The sequence below is a fragment of the Pseudomonas sp. PSB11 genome, from assembly GCF_014596605.1.
GTDB classification, from domain to species: Bacteria; Pseudomonadota; Gammaproteobacteria; order Pseudomonadales; family Pseudomonadaceae; genus Aquipseudomonas; species Aquipseudomonas umsongensis.
Genome location: NZ_NOIO01000003.1, coordinates 290,933 through 308,102, shown reverse-complemented (window position 1 = coordinate 308,102; position 17,170 = coordinate 290,933). Strand labels below are relative to the sequence as shown.

14 protein-coding genes are annotated in these 17,170 nt (G+C 62.7%); 6 read left to right on the top strand and 8 right to left on the bottom strand.

Annotated elements, in window-relative coordinates:
* Positions 1-17: 17 nt before the first annotated feature.
* The 5 genes from CGA21_RS06435 to kdpF all read right to left on the bottom strand — a co-directional run bounded on the left by CGA21_RS06435 (position 18) and on the right by kdpF (position 7,399).
* Positions 18-2,669, bottom strand: coding sequence for a sensor histidine kinase (locus CGA21_RS06435; RefSeq protein ID WP_188263791.1), 2,652 nt, complete (start codon positions 2,667-2,669; stop codon positions 18-20).
* A 130-nt stretch (positions 2,670-2,799) separates the two neighbouring features.
* Positions 2,800-3,345: a potassium-transporting ATPase subunit KdpC gene (gene kdpC / locus CGA21_RS06430; protein WP_110749798.1), complete on the bottom strand. Its 546-nt coding sequence runs from the start codon at positions 3,343-3,345 to the stop codon at positions 2,800-2,802.
* A gap of 193 nt (positions 3,346-3,538) precedes the next feature.
* Complete coding sequence (kdpB, locus tag CGA21_RS06425) at positions 3,539-5,596, bottom strand: potassium-transporting ATPase subunit KdpB (RefSeq protein WP_188263790.1); 2,058 nt, start codon at positions 5,594-5,596, stop codon at positions 3,539-3,541.
* Positions 5,597-5,606: 10 nt separating this feature from the next.
* Positions 5,607-7,301, bottom strand: coding sequence for a potassium-transporting ATPase subunit KdpA (gene kdpA / locus CGA21_RS06420; protein WP_110749609.1), 1,695 nt, complete (start codon positions 7,299-7,301; stop codon positions 5,607-5,609).
* 8 nt (positions 7,302-7,309) lie between these two features.
* Entirely contained in the window at positions 7,310-7,399 is a 90-nt protein-coding gene (gene kdpF / locus CGA21_RS06415; protein WP_007899818.1) for a K(+)-transporting ATPase subunit F, read from the bottom strand.
* A 373-nt stretch (positions 7,400-7,772) separates the two neighbouring features.
* Here kdpF and CGA21_RS06410 point away from each other — a divergent pair, with 373 nt between their 5' ends.
* Positions 7,773-7,940: a DUF2897 family protein gene (locus CGA21_RS06410; protein WP_020796133.1), complete on the top strand. Its 168-nt coding sequence runs from the start codon at positions 7,773-7,775 to the stop codon at positions 7,938-7,940.
* Positions 7,941-7,990: 50 nt separating this feature from the next.
* Here CGA21_RS06410 and CGA21_RS06405 read toward each other — a convergent pair whose 3' ends face one another.
* The 3 genes from CGA21_RS06405 to CGA21_RS06395 form a co-directional block, all read right to left on the bottom strand.
* Positions 7,991-9,004 carry a GNAT family N-acetyltransferase gene (locus CGA21_RS06405; RefSeq protein WP_188263789.1) on the bottom strand — a complete coding sequence of 338 codons (1,014 nt, stop codon included), beginning with the start codon at positions 9,002-9,004 and terminating at the stop codon, positions 7,991-7,993.
* A gap of 87 nt (positions 9,005-9,091) precedes the next feature.
* A complete protein-coding gene (locus CGA21_RS06400; protein WP_188263788.1) occupies positions 9,092-9,886 on the bottom strand; it encodes a substrate-binding periplasmic protein in 795 nt (264 codons plus the stop codon).
* A 93-nt stretch (positions 9,887-9,979) separates the two neighbouring features.
* Positions 9,980-10,603 carry a TetR/AcrR family transcriptional regulator gene (locus CGA21_RS06395; RefSeq protein WP_110749615.1) on the bottom strand — a complete coding sequence of 208 codons (624 nt, stop codon included), beginning with the start codon at positions 10,601-10,603 and terminating at the stop codon, positions 9,980-9,982.
* A 177-nt stretch (positions 10,604-10,780) separates the two neighbouring features.
* Between CGA21_RS06395 and CGA21_RS06390 the strand changes: the two genes are divergently transcribed.
* The 5 genes from CGA21_RS06390 to CGA21_RS06370 are packed head-to-tail and all read left to right on the top strand — an operon-like array spanning position 10,781 to position 17,079.
* On the top strand, positions 10,781-12,583 hold the full coding sequence (locus CGA21_RS06390) for an acyclic terpene utilization AtuA family protein (protein WP_188263787.1): 1,803 nt from the start codon (positions 10,781-10,783) through the stop codon (positions 12,581-12,583).
* A 12-nt stretch (positions 12,584-12,595) separates the two neighbouring features.
* Entirely contained in the window at positions 12,596-13,465 is an 870-nt protein-coding gene (locus CGA21_RS06385) for an SDR family oxidoreductase (protein WP_110749619.1), read from the top strand.
* 3 nt (positions 13,466-13,468) lie between these two features.
* Complete coding sequence (atuC, locus tag CGA21_RS06380; RefSeq protein ID WP_188263786.1) at positions 13,469-15,085, top strand: geranyl-CoA carboxylase subunit beta; 1,617 nt, start codon at positions 13,469-13,471, stop codon at positions 15,083-15,085.
* Positions 15,086-15,127: 42 nt separating this feature from the next.
* Positions 15,128-16,285: a citronellyl-CoA dehydrogenase gene (gene atuD / locus CGA21_RS06375; protein ID WP_110749623.1), complete on the top strand. Its 1,158-nt coding sequence runs from the start codon at positions 15,128-15,130 to the stop codon at positions 16,283-16,285.
* The gene (locus tag CGA21_RS06370) at positions 16,282-17,079 is read left to right on the top strand and encodes an enoyl-CoA hydratase/isomerase family protein (RefSeq protein ID WP_110749625.1); all 798 of its coding nucleotides are present in this window, start codon (positions 16,282-16,284) and stop codon (positions 17,077-17,079) included. Before atuD ends, CGA21_RS06370 begins: the two co-directional genes overlap by 4 nt.
* Positions 17,080-17,170: the final 91 nt, after the last annotated feature.

Here is a 17,170-nt window from a genome sequence, read left to right as displayed (position 1 = left end):
GAGTAACGCAAGCACGATCAGGCTTCACTCTCAAAGCCCGGCTGCGCCTGCAAAGGCAAGTGCAAAGTGATGCAGGTGCCGCGCCCTTCAATACCGTCGGCCACGCTGATCCGCCCGCCATGGGCACCGACCATGCCCTGACAGATCGCCAACCCCAGCCCGGTACCCTGCCCGCCACGGTCGCCGCGGGCGGCGGTGTAGAACATATCGAAAATCTTCTCCCGCTCCGCTTCCGGAATCCCCGGCCCTTCGTCGCTTACCGAGAAAAACAGCTCCGTGTCATCAGCCCCCGCGCGCACGTGCAGGCGCCCGTGGGATGGCGAGAAACGCGCAGCGTTTTCCATCACGTTGACCAGGGCCTGCTCGATCAGCGCGGCGTGGACGAACAACAGCGGCAGTTGCGCCGGCACTTCGGTGGTGACCTGCAACGGCGCCAATACCGCGCGCAGGCGATTGAGCGCACTGCCGACAATGTCTGCCGGCGACACCCAGTCCCGTGCCAGCTTCAATGCGCCGTGACCGAGGCGGGTCATGTCCAGCAGGTTTTGAATGTAGCGATCGAGGCGTTCGGCTTCGTCGCGGGTACCTTCCAGCAATTCACGGCGATCCTCCAGGGGAATGGCCTCACCGAGGGCCAGCAGGCTATCGATACTGCCGCGCATGGAGGTCAGCGGGGTACGCAAATCATGGGACACCGAGGCCAGCAAGGCACTGCGCAGTTGTTCGGTTTCGCCGTGCAGCCGCGCGGCTTCCAGATCATCGGCCAGTTGTGCTCGGGCCAGCGCCTGGGCCAACGGCTGGCTCAACGCGGTCAACAAACGTCGACGCTGGCCGCTCAAGGCCTGGCCTTCTTTGGCACACACACCGAGCAGCGCCAGCGGCCCATCCTCCACCGACAATGGCCACCACCACCAACGACCGAACGGCAAGGTCCCGGTGCCCGCGCCCGCCGGCTGATCGTGCTGCCACGCCCAATCGGCGGCGGCACGTTCGGCTTCGGTGAACGCCAGCGGGCCACCGATCTCGACTTTCCAGCCGCTCTGGCCGTCGCGATTGAGCAGGCACAGTTGCAGGTCGCTCCAGCCGCTGAGGTGCTGGGCCGCCGCGTTGACCACCGCCTGACGATCGGTGGCGGCGGTGAGTTTGCGCGACAGATCGAGCAGTTCGCTGGTCTCTTCCTGGGTATCACGCAGGGCCTGCAATTGCCGACGCTGGCGTGCAGCAAGGTTGCCGGTGAGTGCCGCCATCAGCAGGAAAAACAGCAAGGTCAGCACGTCTTCTTCGCGCTGGATGCTGAAGGAAAAATTCGGCGGAATGAACAAAAAATCGTAGGTCAGGAACGACAACGCCGCACAGGCCAGGGCCGGGCCAAGACTGCTGCGCACCGCTACCAGCAACACCGCGGCGAGAAACACCAGCGAGATGTTCGGCAACGGCAGCACACTGGCCACTGCCCAGGCCAGGGCAGTGGCCAACAGCGTCGCCACCACGGCCAGGGCGTAGTCGAACCATACCGGCGCCTGCATCGAACGCTGGCGTGGTTGATGCTGTTGATGCTCGGTGTCGAGCACGTTGATTTCCAGCCCACGGGCATTGCGCAGCAGTCGCGCCGCCAGGCCGCCGCCGAACAATCGACGACGCAGGCGCGGCCGCGACTGGCCGACCAGCACCAGGCTGGCGCGGCGTTCGGCGGCATGCTGGATCAGGGTCTTGGCGACCTCGCCGGCCCGCAGCAGCACCACTTCGCCGCCCAGGCGTTCGGCCAGTTGCTGGGCACTTTGCAGACGCAGGCGCGACTGCTCGTCACGCACGCTGCCATTATCCACATGCACCAGGCTCCACGGCAGATGCCGACGCTGGGCGACGCGGCTGGCGTGACGCACCAGGCGCTCGGCCTGGGCATCGCCATCGACGCCGACCAACAAGCGACCGCGCACCGTCGGCGCCGCTTGCCCCATCTGGCGATAGCCCTGGGTCAGGTCGTTATCGACCTGGGCCGCCGCGGTTTGCATGGCCAGCTCACGCAGCGCCGTGAGGTTGGTCTGGGAGAAATACGCATCGATGGCGGCCCTCGCCTGTTCGGGCACGTAGACCTTGCCGTCGCGCAAACGCTCGAGCAATTCGCGCGGTGGCAAATCGATCAGCAGCAGTTCGTACGCTTCCTGCAATACCCAGTCGGGCAGGGTTTCGCGCACTTGCACGCCCGTGATGCCACGCACCTGGTCATTCAGGCTTTCCAGGTGCTGGACGTTGACCGTGGTGTACACGTCGATGCCCGCGGCGAGCAGCTCCTGGATGTCCTGCCAGCGTTTTTCGTGACGGCTGCCGGGGGCGTTGGTGTGGGCCAGTTCGTCCACCAGCACCAGCCTGGGCTTGGCTGCGAGCAGACCGTCGAGGTCCATCTCCTCGAGCTCCACGCCACGGTACACCGAGCGCACCAACGGCATTTGCGGCAATCCGCTGAGCAACGCTTCGGTCTCGGAGCGGCCATGGGTCTCGACCACACCGGCAATGACTTTCACGCCTTGGCGCAATTGGGTGTGGGCCGCTTGCAGCATGGCGTAGGTCTTGCCGACGCCGGGCGCGGCGCCGAGGAATACCTTGAGCCGGCCACGGCCATCACGGGGCAGGTTTGCTAATAGCGCGTCGGCGCGGCCGGAGTCGCTCATGCTTTCAGTACTCTTTATTCAGGTATTCATGTGGTGCCTGGGGGGCCGTCTTCACGAGCAGGCTCGCTCCCACATTTGGAATGCATTCTCCTGTGGGAGCGAGCCTGCTCGCGAATGGCGTCACTGCCGACTACAACTTTTCCAGTGCCAGGTTCAACTCAAGCACATTCACGACCGCAGGGCCTACCAATGGCTGTTCGGTGTGGGCGTCCAGCAGTTGCTGGAGCGTCGCAACCGGCAGGTTGCGCGCCGCCGCAACACGCGCCAGTTGATAGGCAATCGCGGCCGGTGGCAAGTGCGGATCGAGGCCGCTGCCAGAGGTGGTGACCAGCGCCAGCGGTACCGGCCCTTGCCCTGGCACCAGCAGCTTGTTGGCGTCGTCGATCACCCGAGTGGCCAGGGCCGGGTTGCTTGGCGACAGGTTGCTGGCGCTGCTCGATACGGTAGCAAAGGCACCAGCCGATGGCCGCGGGTGGAACCAGGCGTCGCCGACGAAATCCTGGGCAATCAGCGATGAGCCGCGAACCTTGCCGTCGGCATCGCGCACCAGGCTGCCATTGGCCTGATCCGGGAAGGCGACCTGAGCCACGCCGGTGACCACCAGGGGATAGGCGACGCCCGTGATCAGGGTCATCAGGACCAACAGGCTCAGGGCCGGGCGTATCATTGTGGACATCTCAAAATCCTCATATTCGATAGTTGAAACCGCCACCGCCTGTGGCGAGGGGATTTATCCCCGTCGGGCTGCGAAGCAGCCCCAAAACCTGTGACCCGATTCTTCATTCATATTGCATGTTGGTCGGGGGCTGCTTCGCAGCCCAACGGGGATAAATCCCCTCGCCACGGGAAGCCATCACAACCCGGCATCGTCAAACCAGATGCAACGCCGTCAACAGCATGTCGATCGCCTTGATGCCCACGAACGGCACCACAATCCCCCCCAGGCCATAGATCAGCAGATTGCGTCGCAGCAACGCCGCCGCGCTCGCCGCCTGCACGCGCACACCGCGTAAAGCCAGAGGAATCAGCACCACGATGATCAGGGCGTTGAACACGATCGCCGAGAGAATCGCGCTCTGCGGGCTGTGCAGCTGCATGACGTTCAACACGCCCAGTTGCGGGTAGATCGCGGCAAACAGCGCCGGCAGGATGGCGAAATACTTGGCCACGTCGTTGGCAATGGAAAAGGTCGTCAGCGCGCCGCGGGTCACCAACAGTTCCTTGCCGATCTGCACCACGTCCAGCAGCTTGGTCGGGTCACTGTCGAGGTCAACCATGTTGGCCGCTTCACGTGCCGCCTGCGTGCCGTCATTCATCGCCATGCCGACGTCCGCCTGGGCCAGGGCCGGGGCGTCGTTGGCGCCGTCGCCGCACATGGCAACCAGGCGACCGTCGTTCTGCTCGTGCCGGATGCGCGCCAGTTTTTTCTCCGGCGTGGCTTCGGCCAGCACGTCGTCAACACCCGCTTCGGCGGCGATCGCGGCAGCGGTCAGCGGGTTGTCGCCGGTCACCATGACCGTGCGAATCCCCAGCTTGCGCAGCTCGGCGAAACGCTCGCGGATGCCCGGCTTGACCACGTCCTTGAGGTGGATCACACCGAGCAGTTTGCCGTTGGCGCAGACCAGCAACGGCGTGCCGCCACTTTGGGCAATCCTGTCGATTTCCCGGGACAACGGCGCGGCCAGATCGGCGCGCTTCAAGCCGACGAACGCCAGCAGGGAATCCACTGCGCCCTTGCGATACACGCGGCCCTGATAGTCGACACCTGACAGCCGGGTTTCGGCACTGAACGGTACAGCCGTCAGCAATTCGGCGGCCGGCTCCGGTTGCGGTTGCGTGCCACGCAGGTATTCGACGATGGATTTACCTTCCGCCGTGTCATCGGCCAGAGAGGCCAACAAGGCACCCTCGGCCAGTTCGCTGGCCGTCACGCCTGGAGCGGCAACAACGGCGGCGCAACGACGGTTACCGAAGGTGATGGTGCCGGTCTTGTCCAGCAGCAGGACGTGCACGTCCCCCGCCGCCTCCACCGCGCGACCGGACTTGGCGATCACGTTCAGGCGCACCAGGCGGTCCATGCCGGCGATACCGATGGCCGACAACAAACCGCCTATGGTGGTCGGGATCAGCGTGACCAATAACGCCACCAGGAACACCAGCGGCAGGCTGCCATTGGCAAAGTGGGCGAACGGTTGAAGAGTCACGACCACCAGCAGGAAGATCAGGGTCAGGCCGATCAACAGGATGTCCAACGCCACTTCGTTCGGGGTTTTCTGGCGCTTGGCGCCTTCGACCAGGGCGATCATGCGATCCAGGGTCGATTCGCCGGGGTTGGCGGTGATCTTCACCAACAGCCAGTCAGACACCAGCCGGGTGTTGCCGGTGACGGCCGAGCGGTCGCCACCGGATTCACGAATGACCGGCGCCGATTCACCGGTGATGGCCGCTTCATTGACCGCCGCAATGCCTTCGATGACTTCACCGTCACCGGGGATCATCTCTCCTGCTTCGACGCGCACCACATCGCCTTTGCGCAAGCTGGCGGCCGGCACCACTTGAAAGCTGCCGTTGCTGGTTCTGCGCCGGGCGCTCAAGCCTTCGCTACCCGCCTTGAGGCTGTCGGCACGGGCCTTGCCACGACCTTCGGCCAGGGCCTCGGCGAAGTTGGCGAACAGCACGGTAAACCACAGCCACAGGGCAATCTGTGCGGCGACGAAGGTCGGCACCGCCGTGTCGGGAATGAAGCACAGCACGGTGGTCAGGATCGCCGTCAGTTCGACCACCAGCATCACCGGCGCACGCTGCAATTGTTGCGGATCGAGCTTGACGAAAGCTTGTACCAGCGCTGGGCGCCAGAGGGCCGAGATCGCGGTTTTTGCTTTTTCCGGGGCCTTGGCAGCGACCGGTTTGATTGCGGGCATATTCATCATCTGCTCCTTAGAAGCCCAGGCTTAAATGTTCAGCAATCGGGCCCAGCGCCAGCGTCGGCAGGAAGGTCAAGCCACCCACCAGCAAAATGGTCACGGTCAGCAAGGTCACGAACAGCGGGCCGTGGGTCGGGAAGCTGTTCTGGCCAGTCGGCGCGGTCTTCTTCATCGCCAGGCTGCCGGCCAGGGCCAGCACCGGCAGGATGTAGCCGAAGCGACCGATCAACATGCCCAGGCCCAGCATCAGGTTGTGGAACGCTGTGTTGGCGCCGAAGCCCCCGAACGCGGAGCCGTTGTTGGCACTGGCCGAGGTATAGGCGTAAAGCAACTGACTGAAACCATGGGCGCCGGGGTTGCTCACCGAGGCCACAGGCCCTGGCAGGCTGGCGGCAATCGCACCGAGCACCAGCACGCCGATCGGCATGACCAGCAAGGTCACCACCAATAGCTGCACCTCTCGGGCTTGCAGTTTCTTGCCGAGGTATTCCGGCGTCCGGCCGATCATCAGGCCGGCGAGGAACACCGCGATCAGCACGTTGAGCAACATGCCATAGAGCCCCGCGCCGACGCCGCCGAAGATCACTTCGCCGACCATCATGTTGACCAGCGCGACCATGCCGCTGAGCGGGTTGAGACTGTCATGCATGCCATTGACCGAACCGTTCGACGCCGCCGTGGTGGTCACCGACCACAGCACCGTGGCGGTGGTACCGAAACGCGCCTCCTTGCCCTCCAGCGGTGCGGTCTGTTCGACGGCGACGTTGGCCAGGGTCGGATTGGGTTGGTATTCAGCCCACAACGACGTCGCGCCACCGATCAGGAACAGCGCCAGCATGCAGGCGATGATCGCGCGGCTCTGACGCAGGTCTTTCACGTAATGGCCGAAGGTGAACACCAGCGCCACCGGGATCAGGATGATCGACGCGACTTCGAACAGGTTGCTCCAGGCCGTCGGGTTCTCGAACGGATGCGCCGAGTTGACGCCAAAGAAGCCACCGCCGTTAGTGCCCAGTTGCTTGATCGCAATCTGGCTGGCGGCCGGCCCCAGCGGGATCACTTGATCGATGCCCTGCACGGTCACGGCATTCACATATTGCGCGAAGGTTTGCGGCACGCCCTGCCAGACCAGGTATAGCGCCAGCAGCAGGCACAGCGGCAACAAGCCGTAGAGGGTGGCGCGAGTCATGTCGACCCAGAAGTTGCCCAGCGATGCAGTGGATTTGCGACCGATGCCGCGGCACAGCGCAACCAGGACTGCTAGACCGGTAGCGGCGCTGACGAAGTTCTGCACGGTGAGGCCGACCATCTGGCTCAGGTAGCTCAGGGTCGCTTCGCCGCTGTAGGACTGCCAGTTGGTATTGGTCATGAAGCTGACTGCGGTATTGAACGCTTGCGTCCATTCCTGGCCCGGCAGGTTTTGCGGGTTCAGCGGCAAGTGGTCCTGGAACAACAGGATCGCGAACAACAGTACAAAACCCGCCAGGTTGAAGGCGAGCAAGGCCAGGGTGTACTTCTGCCAGCTCTGCTCGGCCTGGGGATCGACGCCGGCCAGGCGATAACAACCGCGTTCGAGCGGGCCAAGGATCGGTGTCAGCCAGGTGCGCTGGCCTTCCATGACCTTGTAGTAGAAACGCCCGAGAAACGGCGCGGGGACCAGTACCAGGGCGAAAAATGCCAGGATCAGCCAATAGTCATAACTGTGCATAGCCGCTCCTAGTTGCGGTCCGCGCGCAACAGCGCAACCAACAGATAAATGAACAGTCCCACTGCCAGCAGCAGTGACACTCCGTCCAGAACGCTCATGGAAGTTCTCCGTGTTACGGCGTATTGCCGCGTGTGGAGGTATTGTCGGCAGGGAGGCTGTAAAGGAACGAGACCGAGGGGTGCGGCGGGGCATAAAGAAAGCGTAAAGAGTGGGTTTATGGCTCTGTTACAGCGCTGTCTTGGCGGGCCTCTTCGCGAGCAGGCTCGCTCCCACAGTGTTTTGCAGTGTTTGGGCGAACGCTTACCCCCTGTGGGAGCGAGCCTGCTCGCGAAGGGGCGATGCAGACGACACAGGGGTGAACGACACAGAACAGGCATACAATGGAACCACTGCGAAATCCAATCGCTCAAAGTGGTATGCACGTTCGACAGGCGAAACCCTCGCCCGCCGGCCGGCTTTCAAGGAGGTCGTATGCCCTGGTATGCCTGGTTGATTCTGGTGGTTGCCATTGGCTCTATCGTTGGCGGTTTAATGATGTTGCGCGACACCGCCCACAAGGTTGAGCTGACCGATGAACAGCGCAAACGCGTCGCCGAACGCAATGCGGAGATGGACGCCAAGGAAGCGCAGGACCGCTAGCGGCAAAATCGTCCGAGACCTGTGCGGCATTCGGACGATTTTCCTGCGGTTCAGGTCAACGAGCAGCGATCAAAAAAACGCTCGCGCCCCAGCGCCATCAGTGCTGCGCGCTTGTGTGGAAAGTCGAATTCCTTCTCGCAATAAAACCCCTGTCGCTGCAGGTGCCCAATCATCTTCGCGTTGTCGGCACGGGGCTCGGCGACCACCCGACGAGTCCGTGGATCGTCGAGAAACAGGTAATGCACCAGCGCCGTCAGCCAGCTCGCCACCTTGTGCGGACCACGGTGACATTCTTCGCCCACCAGCATATGGATGCCACGGTCGTAATCATCCGCATCATAGAACGGTGCGATACGATCTTCCTTAGCCCAGTAAGCTTCGAAATAGGCAAAGGGTTGATCGTCGAAACAACCGATCAACGTCAGGGTATGGGGATCGTCCTGGCGTTTGCCCAGGTACTCTCGATGCTGATGGAGGCTGCCCTGCTCTTGCCAGAAATTCGCGACCCGAGGACTGTTCTGCCAGCCATTGAAACGCGCAAGATCCTCGTCGATATCCACCGTGCGCAGGGAAACCCAGGCTCCCAGCCCGACATCGAAACGCCGATACACCTCGCCTTGCGGCTTCGGTGGGCGCAGGGGGTGACGCTTGCCGCCGCTGAGGACCCTCTGCTGCGGGTAACAGCCCATCAGCGATCGGCCCACCCACGGCTGTGGCAACTGCCAGAACAGCGTGCGTTCGCTCCGGTATTGGCCAACCGTTTCGGTAGGGATCAGCAATGCGTCGAGCAAGGCGGCAGGCGGGGCCTCATCCAGTTGCCAGAGCAGACGCTGGCAAGCAGGGTCACGGGCGAACAACCAATAACAAGCGGCCCAGACCGCTCGATGGTCGAGGCATGCTGCGCCCTCTGGCAACTGCAGCAGCAACTCCGGCTCGCGCGTCAGGTGTAACGAGATCAACGGCTGGCCTTCAAGACTGAGGCTCAGCCCGGTTGCGGTTTCATCGGCTACAAGACTACCGCCGGTTGATAAAGGCAACGCAGTCAGGACATTCGCAATGGACATGGGTCGGGCTCACGTTATTCATCGACAGGTCAACGGATGACGTGAGCGGAGCCTGGAAATTTAAGCGACATGACTTGCGGTGTCCGCTCAGTTACCGGGCACCGGCAATACCGCGATTTTATAGGGGGCGAAAATCTTCAGCATCTGGCCATTATCGCGCAACCCTTGCAGCAACCTGCCGAAGACCTCGCCGCTGATCGGCGCGGTCGGGCGGAGAATGGCGTAGTGGTGATAGATCTGGTCGACGCGCTCGGATACCAGTAACTCACTGGCGACTTTCTCGTTGCGCAGGAAGTAGTCGCTCAGGTAGGAGCGGGTGACCAGGGCGACATCGGCGCGGTCACGCAGCACCATCAGCAGGTTGCTGTCATGGGAATAGGTCAAGGTGGCGTTGTGGTGAGTGGCGAGGTACTTGGGATCGGCATTGAAGTGGGCGAATTCGTAGTGATACCCGCTGAACAATGCCAGGCGCTTGCCGGCGAGCTCGCTGAAGTAGCTTTGCTGGCGCTGTGGCAAGCGTTGCGCAACGAAGATTTCGGCGTCTTCCAGGCCCATGTCGACGCTGGTGTGGGGTATGTCCCTCCAGCCCCAGTCAGGGTTCTCGAAGATCGCCATGTCCACCCGGCCTTGCTTGAAGTCGCCAAAGCGGCGGGGAATGGAGGTGGGTACCAACACGAACCGGTAGTCGCTTTGCAGGTTGTTGAGAGCGGCGACCAATTGCGGTAGCAGGCCGGTGTCGGCACCGGACTCCGGGCGTACCGTATAGGGAGGAAAGTGCGCGGCACCGATGCGCACCAGCTGCGCGGCCTGGGTCGGCATGATTGCCAGCGCCGCGAGTACCGCCAGTAAAAGTCGCGAAGCCGTCCGAATTGGCGAAGACATCAAAACAACCCACTCCCCGAAAACTGCATCAATGCATTGAAGCTAGGCGATTTCGACCACTTAGCCAGTTTCCTGCCGACCCGCCTGCACGCCCTATTTGCCCGCCAGTACCAGAATCAAGGCCTCCTCGGCCAGTTGATCCAGGTTCATGCTGCCATCGGCGCGAAACCAGGTGGTGGTCCAGGACAACGCTCCGGTCAGGAAACGCCGGGTGATAAACACATCGCCGCGGATAAAACCGGCGCTTTTGGCTTCACCCAGCACCTGCAGCCAGATGTCTTCATAGATATCGCGCAACGCCAGGACCTTGGCCTGCCCCTCATTGGACAGTGACCGCCATTCATAGACCAGCACCGCCATGGCCTCGCCACTGCCGCCCATGATGGACTGCAATTCGCAGCGAATCAGCGCCAGCACCCGCTCGCGCACGGTGTCGGCCTCGGCGATGGCCGCACGCATCAACGCGGTGTTGTAGCGAATGGTCTCCTCCATCACCGCCCGCAGGATATCGTCCTTGCTCTTGAAGTGATGAAAAATACTTCCCGACTGGATGCCCACGGCACCGGCCAGGTCGCGCACGGTAGTGCGTTCATAGCCTTTGTTGCGAAACAGGTGGGCCGCCACTTGCAGCAACTTGCCCCGGGCGCTGTCCGGGTCGGTCAATTGTCCGCTGTCGACCAACTCGCGCATGACGCTCAAGGCTTTTTGCTCATCCACCCGTTCTCTCCTACAGTCGATCAGTCCAATGCCGCGCTCCCCGCGAAAACATTGGGTTGCGCTGGCAATTTAAGCAACTGGCGACGACCAAGCAAGCGCTCGGGCAGAAGATAGTTCAGTCGTTTACAAACCAAGCGCTTGCTTGGTAGTCTCACAGCATTGTTGCCGGAGGTGGTTATGGAGTTGACTGCGCCAAGAACAATTCGCATCGGGTGCGCCAGCGCCTTCTGGGGCGACACCTCGACCGCCGCCGCGCAACTGGTCGAAGGCGGGCGCCTGGACTACCTGGTCTTCGATTACCTGGCCGAAATCACCCTGTCGATCATGGCCGGCGCACGGATGAAAGATCCCCAGGCCGGGTACGCCAGTGACTTCATCGAAGTGCTCGCTCCTCTGCTCTCTCAACTGGCCGAACAAAAGATCCGCGTCATCAGCAATGCCGGCGGGGTCAACCCTCAAGCCTGTGCAGCCGCCCTGCAGGCAGCTTGCGACAAGGCCGGCGTCGCGCTGAAGATCGCCGTCTTGTCAGGCGATGACTTGCAACCGCAGATCAAACAACTGGGCAGCCTTGGCATTTATGAAATGTTCAGCGCCGCCCCCCTGCCGCCGATGTGTGTCTCGACCAACGCCTACCTGGGCGCACCGGGCATTGTCGAGGCCTTGCGCCTGGGCGCGGACATCGTGATCACCGGACGCGTGGTCGACAGCGCCGTGGTCAGCGGCGCGCTGGTGCATGAGTTCGGCTGGTCGTGGCACGACTACGACAAACTGGCCCAGGCGGCGCTGGCCGGGCACATCATCGAGTGTGGCGCGCAATGCACCGGCGGCAACTTCACCGACTGGCGCGATGTGCCCGATTACGAGCACATCGGTTTTCCCATCGTCGAAGTCAGCGCCGACAGCCAGTTCATCGTCAGCAAACCCGAAGGCACCGGCGGCCTGGTCACACCCTTGACCGTGGGCGAACAGATGCTCTACGAAATCGGTGACCCGCGGGCCTACCTGCTGCCCGACGTGGTCTGTGATTTCACCCAGGTCAAACTCGTGCAGCAAGGCAGGAACGCGGTCCGGGTGCACGGCGCAAAAGGCTTGCCGCCCACCGCTCAGTACAAGGTCAGCGCCACGTACCCGGACGGTTTCCGTTGCACCGCCAGTTGCCTGATCGCCGGAATCGATGCGGTCGCCAAGGGCCGCAGGGTCAGCGAAGCGATCATCAACAAGACCTCACAGATGTTCAGCCAGCGCGGCTGGGCGCCCTACAGCGAGGTGAACATTGAACTGCTTGGCAGCGAAGCCACGTACGGCCCCCACGGGCAGCGCCAGGACAGTCGCGAAGTGGTGATCAAACTCGCGGTGCGCCATCCGCACAAGCAGGCATTGATCCTGTTCTCCCGGGAAATCGCCCAGGCCGCCACCGGCATGGCGCCGGGGCTGACCGGGATCGTCGGCGGCCGGCCGACGGTGTATCCGCTGATCCGCTTGTTTTCGTTCCTGATCGACAAAACTGCCTGCACGCTGGAAATTGATCTCATGGGCCAGCGCCACTCGTGCGCCCTGCCCGCCCTCGATGTGCTCGACAGCGCCGACTTGCCCGTGCCGATTGAGCCACCCCGCCCCACGGGACCTGCCGATGCCAGCGTCGCTCTGGTCAAGCTCGCGGTGGCCCGCTCTGGTGACAAGGGCAATCACAGCAACATCGGCGTCATGGCCCGCGACCCGCAGTACCTGCCGTGGATCGCCGAAGCCTTGACCCCGGCCGTGATCGTCGACTGGATGAGCCATGTCCTCGACCCGATCCACGGGCGCGTCGAGCGTTGGTATTTGCCCGCCAGCCACAGCCTGAATTTCCTTTTGGAAAACGCTTTGGGTGGCGGAGGCGTCGCCAGCCTGCGGATCGATCCGCAGGGCAAGGCCTTCGCCCAGCAATTGCTGGAGATCCAGATTCCGGTGCCACAGCGCATCGCCGACCAGGTCAACTAGAGGATTGCCGCCATGGCTTACGATTCGATTTTCAAAGCCGGTCTGTTTGCCGGCCAGACCATCATCGTCACCGGTGGCGGCAGTGGCATTGGCCGCTGCACGGCTCACGAACTGGCGGCCCTCGGTGCGCATGTGCTGCTGGTCGGGCGCAAGGCTGACAAGTTGAAAAATGTCGCTGCCGAGATTACCGAAGATGGCGGCAAGGCTGACTGGGGCACCTGCGATATCCGTGAGGAAGAAGCGGTCACGCACCTTGTCAGCGAATTCATCCGCAAGTACGGCCCGATTCACGGCCTGGTCAATAACGCTGGGGGCCAGTACCCATCGCCCCTGGCCTCGATCAACCAGAAGGGTTTCGAAACCGTGATGCGCACCAATCTGCTGGGCGGATTCCTGATGGCCCGGGAAGTGTTCAACCAGTCCATGAGCAAGCACGGCGGCGCCATCGTCAACATGCTCGCCGACATGTGGGGCGGCATGCCCGGCATGGGCCACTCGGGCGCGGCGCGCTCGGGCATGGACAACCTGACCAAGACCGCAGCCTTCGAATGGGGGTACGCCGGGGTCCGGGTCAACGCTGTGGCGCCGGGGTGGATCGCTTCCAGCGGCATGGACACCTACGAAGGTGCGTTCAAGGCGGTGATTCCGACCTTGCGTGAGCACGTACCACTCAAGCGCATCGGCACCGAATCGGAGGTCAGCGCGGCGATCGTGTTCCTGCTCAGCCCGGCGGCGGCGTTCATCAGCGGCAGCACCCTGCGCATCGACGGAGCGGCCAGCCTCGGCGGGCGCGCATGGCCGATTCACAAGGCGACCAACAGCCACTCGTACAACGGCTTCCACCGCGCGTACTTGCCTGATGTCCTCAAGGACAAGGAATAACCCATGCCGGTGATTGAATCGCAACTGGACCCCCACAGCGAACAGTTCGCCCGTCATCGCGCGGCCATGCTGGACGCCGTCGAACAGGTCCGTACCCTCGAACAGAACCTGCTGGACAAGGCGGCCGAGGCCAGGCCCAGGTTCGAAAAACGCGGTCAGTTACTGCCCCGCGAGCGCCTCAACCTGCTGCTCGACCCGGGTGCGCCATTTCTCGAACTGGCGAGCCTGGCCGGCTACAAGTTGCACGACGACAAGGACGGCAGTTCGGCCGGCGGCGGCTTGATTGCCGGGATCGGCTACGTGTCAGGTGTGCGGGTGTTGGTGGTGGCCAATAACAGTGCGATCAAGGGCGGCACCATTTCCCCTTCAGGCCTGAAAAAATCCCTGCGCCTGCAACAGATCGCCATGGAAAACAAACTGCCGGTGATTACCCTGGCCGAGAGTGGCGGCGCCAACCTCAATTACGCGGCGGAGATTTTCGTCGAAGGCGCGCGCAGCTTTGCCAACCAGGCACGCATGTCGGCCATGGGCCTGCCGCAGATTACCGTGGTCCACGGCTCGGCGACGGCTGGCGGTGCCTATCAGCCGGGGCTGTCGGACTATGTGGTGGTGGTGCGTGGCAAGGCCAAGCTGTTCCTGGCCGGCCCGCCTCTTTTAAAAGCAGCAACCGGAGAGGTCGCCAGCGACGAAGAACTGGGTGGCGCGTTGATGCACGCGCAAACCGCCGGCACCGCCGAATACCTGGCAGAGAATGACGCCGACGGCGTGCGCCAGGTGCGCGAGATCGTCAGCCTGCTGCCATGGAATGCTCGCTTGCCGGTGTTGCCTGCCAGACAATGGCAGGAACCGCTCTACCCCATCGACCAATTGCTGGGCCTGATTCCCGATGATCCGAAAAAACCCTACGACGTGCGTGAGATCGTCGCCCGAATCGCCGATGGCTCGAACCTCCTCGAGTTCAAGGCCGAGTTCGATCAGCAGACCGTGTGCGGCCAATTGACAATCCAGGGGCGCGCCTGCGGATTCATCGGCAACAACGGTCCGATTACGCCCAAGGGTGCGAGCAAGGCTGCACAATTCATTCAGCTGTGCGACCAGAGCCAGACGCCCCTACTGTTTTTCCACAACACCACCGGGTTCATGGTTGGCACCGAATCAGAGCAGCAAGGAGTGATCAAGCATGGCGCCAAAATGATCCAGGCGGTGGCCAATGCCCGGGTGCCGAAACTGACCATCGTGGTGGGCGGCTCCTACGGCGCCGGCAACTACGCGATGTGCGGCCGGGGCCTGGACCCACGCTTCATCTTCGCCTGGCCCAACAGTCGCACCGCCGTCATGGGCGGCACCCAGGCCGGCAAGGTGTTGCGCATCGTCACCGAAGCCAAGCAGGCCAAGGACGGCCTGGTGCCCGACCCGAAAATGCTCGACATGCTCGAACAGGTCACCGCGCAGAAACTCGACAGCCAGTCCACGGCGCTGTATGGCAGCGCCAACCTGTGGGACGACGGCCTGATCGATCCACGGGACACCCGGACCCTTCTTGGTTACCTGCTGGATATCTGTCACGAGGCCGAGGTGCGCTCGCTGCAAACCAACAGCTTCGGTGTCGCGAGGTTTTGATCGTTCCCACGCTCTGCGTGGTTTGCCAGGAGAAAAATAAAAATGATCTTCACCCAGGAACACGAAGCACTGCGTCGTACCGTCCGCCAGTTCGTCGATCATGAGATCAATCCACACGTCGAGGAATGGGAAAAGGCCGGGCGCTTTCCGATCCACGAGATCTTTCGCAAGGCCGGCGACCTCGGCCTGCTGGGCATTTCCAAACCGGAAAAATTCGGCGGCATGGGCCTGGACTACAGCTACTCGATCGTCGCCGCCGAAGAGTTCGGCACCATTCATTGTGGCGGGATTCCCATGTCGATCGGCGTGCAGACCGACATGTGCACCCCGGCCCTGGCACGTTTCGGTTCCGATGAGTTGCGCGATGAGTTCCTGCGCCCGGCCATCAGCGGCGAGCAGGTCGGCTGCATCGGCGTCTCCGAAGTCGGCGCGGGGTCCGACGTGGCCGGCTTGAAAACCACGGCGCGCAAGGACGGCGACGACTACGTGATCAACGGCAGCAAGATGTGGATCACCAACTCGCCGAGCGCCGATTTCATCTGCCTGCTGGCCAACACCTCGGATGACAAACCGCACGTCAACAAGTCGCTGATCATGGTGCCGATGAACACGCCGGGCATCAGCCTCAGCTCGCACCTGGACAAACTGGGCATGCGCAGCTCGGAAACCGCCCAGGTATTTTTCGACAACGTGCGGGTGCCACAGCGCAATCGCATCGGTCACGAAGGCGCGGGGTTCATGATGCAGATGCTGCAGTTCCAGGAGGAGCGCCTGTTCGGTGCGGCCAATATGATCAAGGGATTGGAGTACTGCGTCGACAGCACCATCGAGTATTGCAAGGAGCGCAGAACCTTCGGCAGTGCGCTGATCGACAATCAGGTCATTCACTTTCGCCTGGCTGAACTGCAAACCGAGATCGAATGCCTGCGGGCGCTGGTCTATCAAGCCACCGAACAATACATCAAGGGCCAGGACGTCACGCGCCTGGCGTCCATGGCCAAGCTCAAGGCCGGTCGCCTGGGTCGCGAGGTGACCGACAGCTGCCTGCAGTACTGGGGCGGCATGGGCTTCATGTGGGACAACCCGGTGGCCCGCGCCTACCGCGATGTGCGCCTGGTGTCGATCGGCGGCGGTGCCGACGAAATCATGCTGGGGATTATCTGCAAGCTCATGGGCATCCTGCCCGGGAAAAACAAATGAGTACTCTGCCGGATTGCCAGACACTGCTGCTCGATATGCACAACGGCGTGCTGCACATCACCCTCAATCGACCGGACAACCGCAACGCCATGAACTTGCAGATGGTCAGCGAACTGCGTGCGGTGCTGGTGGCAGTGCACGATGACCGGGGAGTCAGGGCCTTGGTGATCGGCGGTGCCGGCGGGCATTTCTGTGCCGGGGGCGACATCAAGGACATGGCCAATGCACGCGCCCAAGGTCCGGGCGCGCACCGCGACTTGAATCGACTGTTCGGTGCGTTGCTGCAAGAGGTGCAGCATGCGCCGCAGGTGGTGATCACCGTCCTGCAAGGCGCGGTGCTCGGTGGTGGCTTCGGTTTGGCCTGTGTCAGCGATATAGCCCTGGCCGATCACCAGGCGCAGTTCGGCCTGCCGGAAACCAGCCTCGGTCTGTTGCCAGCGCAGATCGCACCGTTCGTGGTGCAGCGCATCGGCCTGACCCAGGCCCGCCGCCTCGCCCTGACCGCAGCCCGTTTCGACGGCACCCAGGCACGGCGGATGGGGCTGGTGCATTTTGTCGAGCACGATACGCAGGCATTGGCCGAGCGACTCGATGAAGTGCTGGCCCATGTGCTTTGTTGCGCGCCCGGGGCGAATGCGGCGACCAAGAAACTGTTGCTGGCGAGCGCCATGCAGCCATCGGATGCTTTGCTCGATGAGGCGGCCGAGTGGTTCAGCGAAGCAGTGACCGGGGTTGAAGGGGTCGAGGGGACCACGGCATTCGTGCAAAAACGCAAACCGGGGTGGGCCCTTTAAAAGCTTCGCGAGCAGGCTCGCGCCCACAATTGGAATGCGTTTCAACTGTGGGCGCGAGCCTGCTCGCGAAGAGGCCCTCACATTCAACGCA

Bases quoted from the DNA above. Each gene is read 5' to 3' on its own strand.
- atuC (WP_188263786.1), top strand. From the start codon at position 13,469: ATGCCGGTGATTGAATCGCAACTGGACCCCCACAGCGAACAGTTCGCC.
- CGA21_RS06370 (WP_110749625.1), top strand. From the start codon at position 16,282: ATGAGTACTCTGCCGGATTGCCAGACACTGCTGCTCGATATGCACAAC.
- kdpB (WP_188263790.1), bottom strand. From the start codon at position 5,596: ATGAATATGCCCGCAATCAAACCGGTCGCTGCCAAGGCCCCGGAAAAA.
- CGA21_RS06385 (WP_110749619.1), top strand. From the start codon at position 12,596: ATGGCTTACGATTCGATTTTCAAAGCCGGTCTGTTTGCCGGCCAGACC.
- CGA21_RS06435 (WP_188263791.1), bottom strand. From the start codon at position 2,669: ATGAGCGACTCCGGCCGCGCCGACGCGCTATTAGCAAACCTGCCCCGT.
- atuD (WP_110749623.1), top strand. From the start codon at position 15,128: ATGATCTTCACCCAGGAACACGAAGCACTGCGTCGTACCGTCCGCCAG.
- CGA21_RS06400 (WP_188263788.1), bottom strand. From the start codon at position 9,886: ATGTCTTCGCCAATTCGGACGGCTTCGCGACTTTTACTGGCGGTACTC.
- kdpF (WP_007899818.1), bottom strand. From the start codon at position 7,399: ATGAGCGTTCTGGACGGAGTGTCACTGCTGCTGGCAGTGGGACTGTTC.
- CGA21_RS06405 (WP_188263789.1), bottom strand. From the start codon at position 9,004: ATGTCCATTGCGAATGTCCTGACTGCGTTGCCTTTATCAACCGGCGGT.
- kdpC (WP_110749798.1), bottom strand. From the start codon at position 3,345: ATGTCCACAATGATACGCCCGGCCCTGAGCCTGTTGGTCCTGATGACC.
- CGA21_RS06390 (WP_188263787.1), top strand. From the start codon at position 10,781: ATGGAGTTGACTGCGCCAAGAACAATTCGCATCGGGTGCGCCAGCGCC.
- kdpA (WP_110749609.1), bottom strand. From the start codon at position 7,301: ATGCACAGTTATGACTATTGGCTGATCCTGGCATTTTTCGCCCTGGTA.
- CGA21_RS06410 (WP_020796133.1), top strand. From the start codon at position 7,773: ATGCCCTGGTATGCCTGGTTGATTCTGGTGGTTGCCATTGGCTCTATC.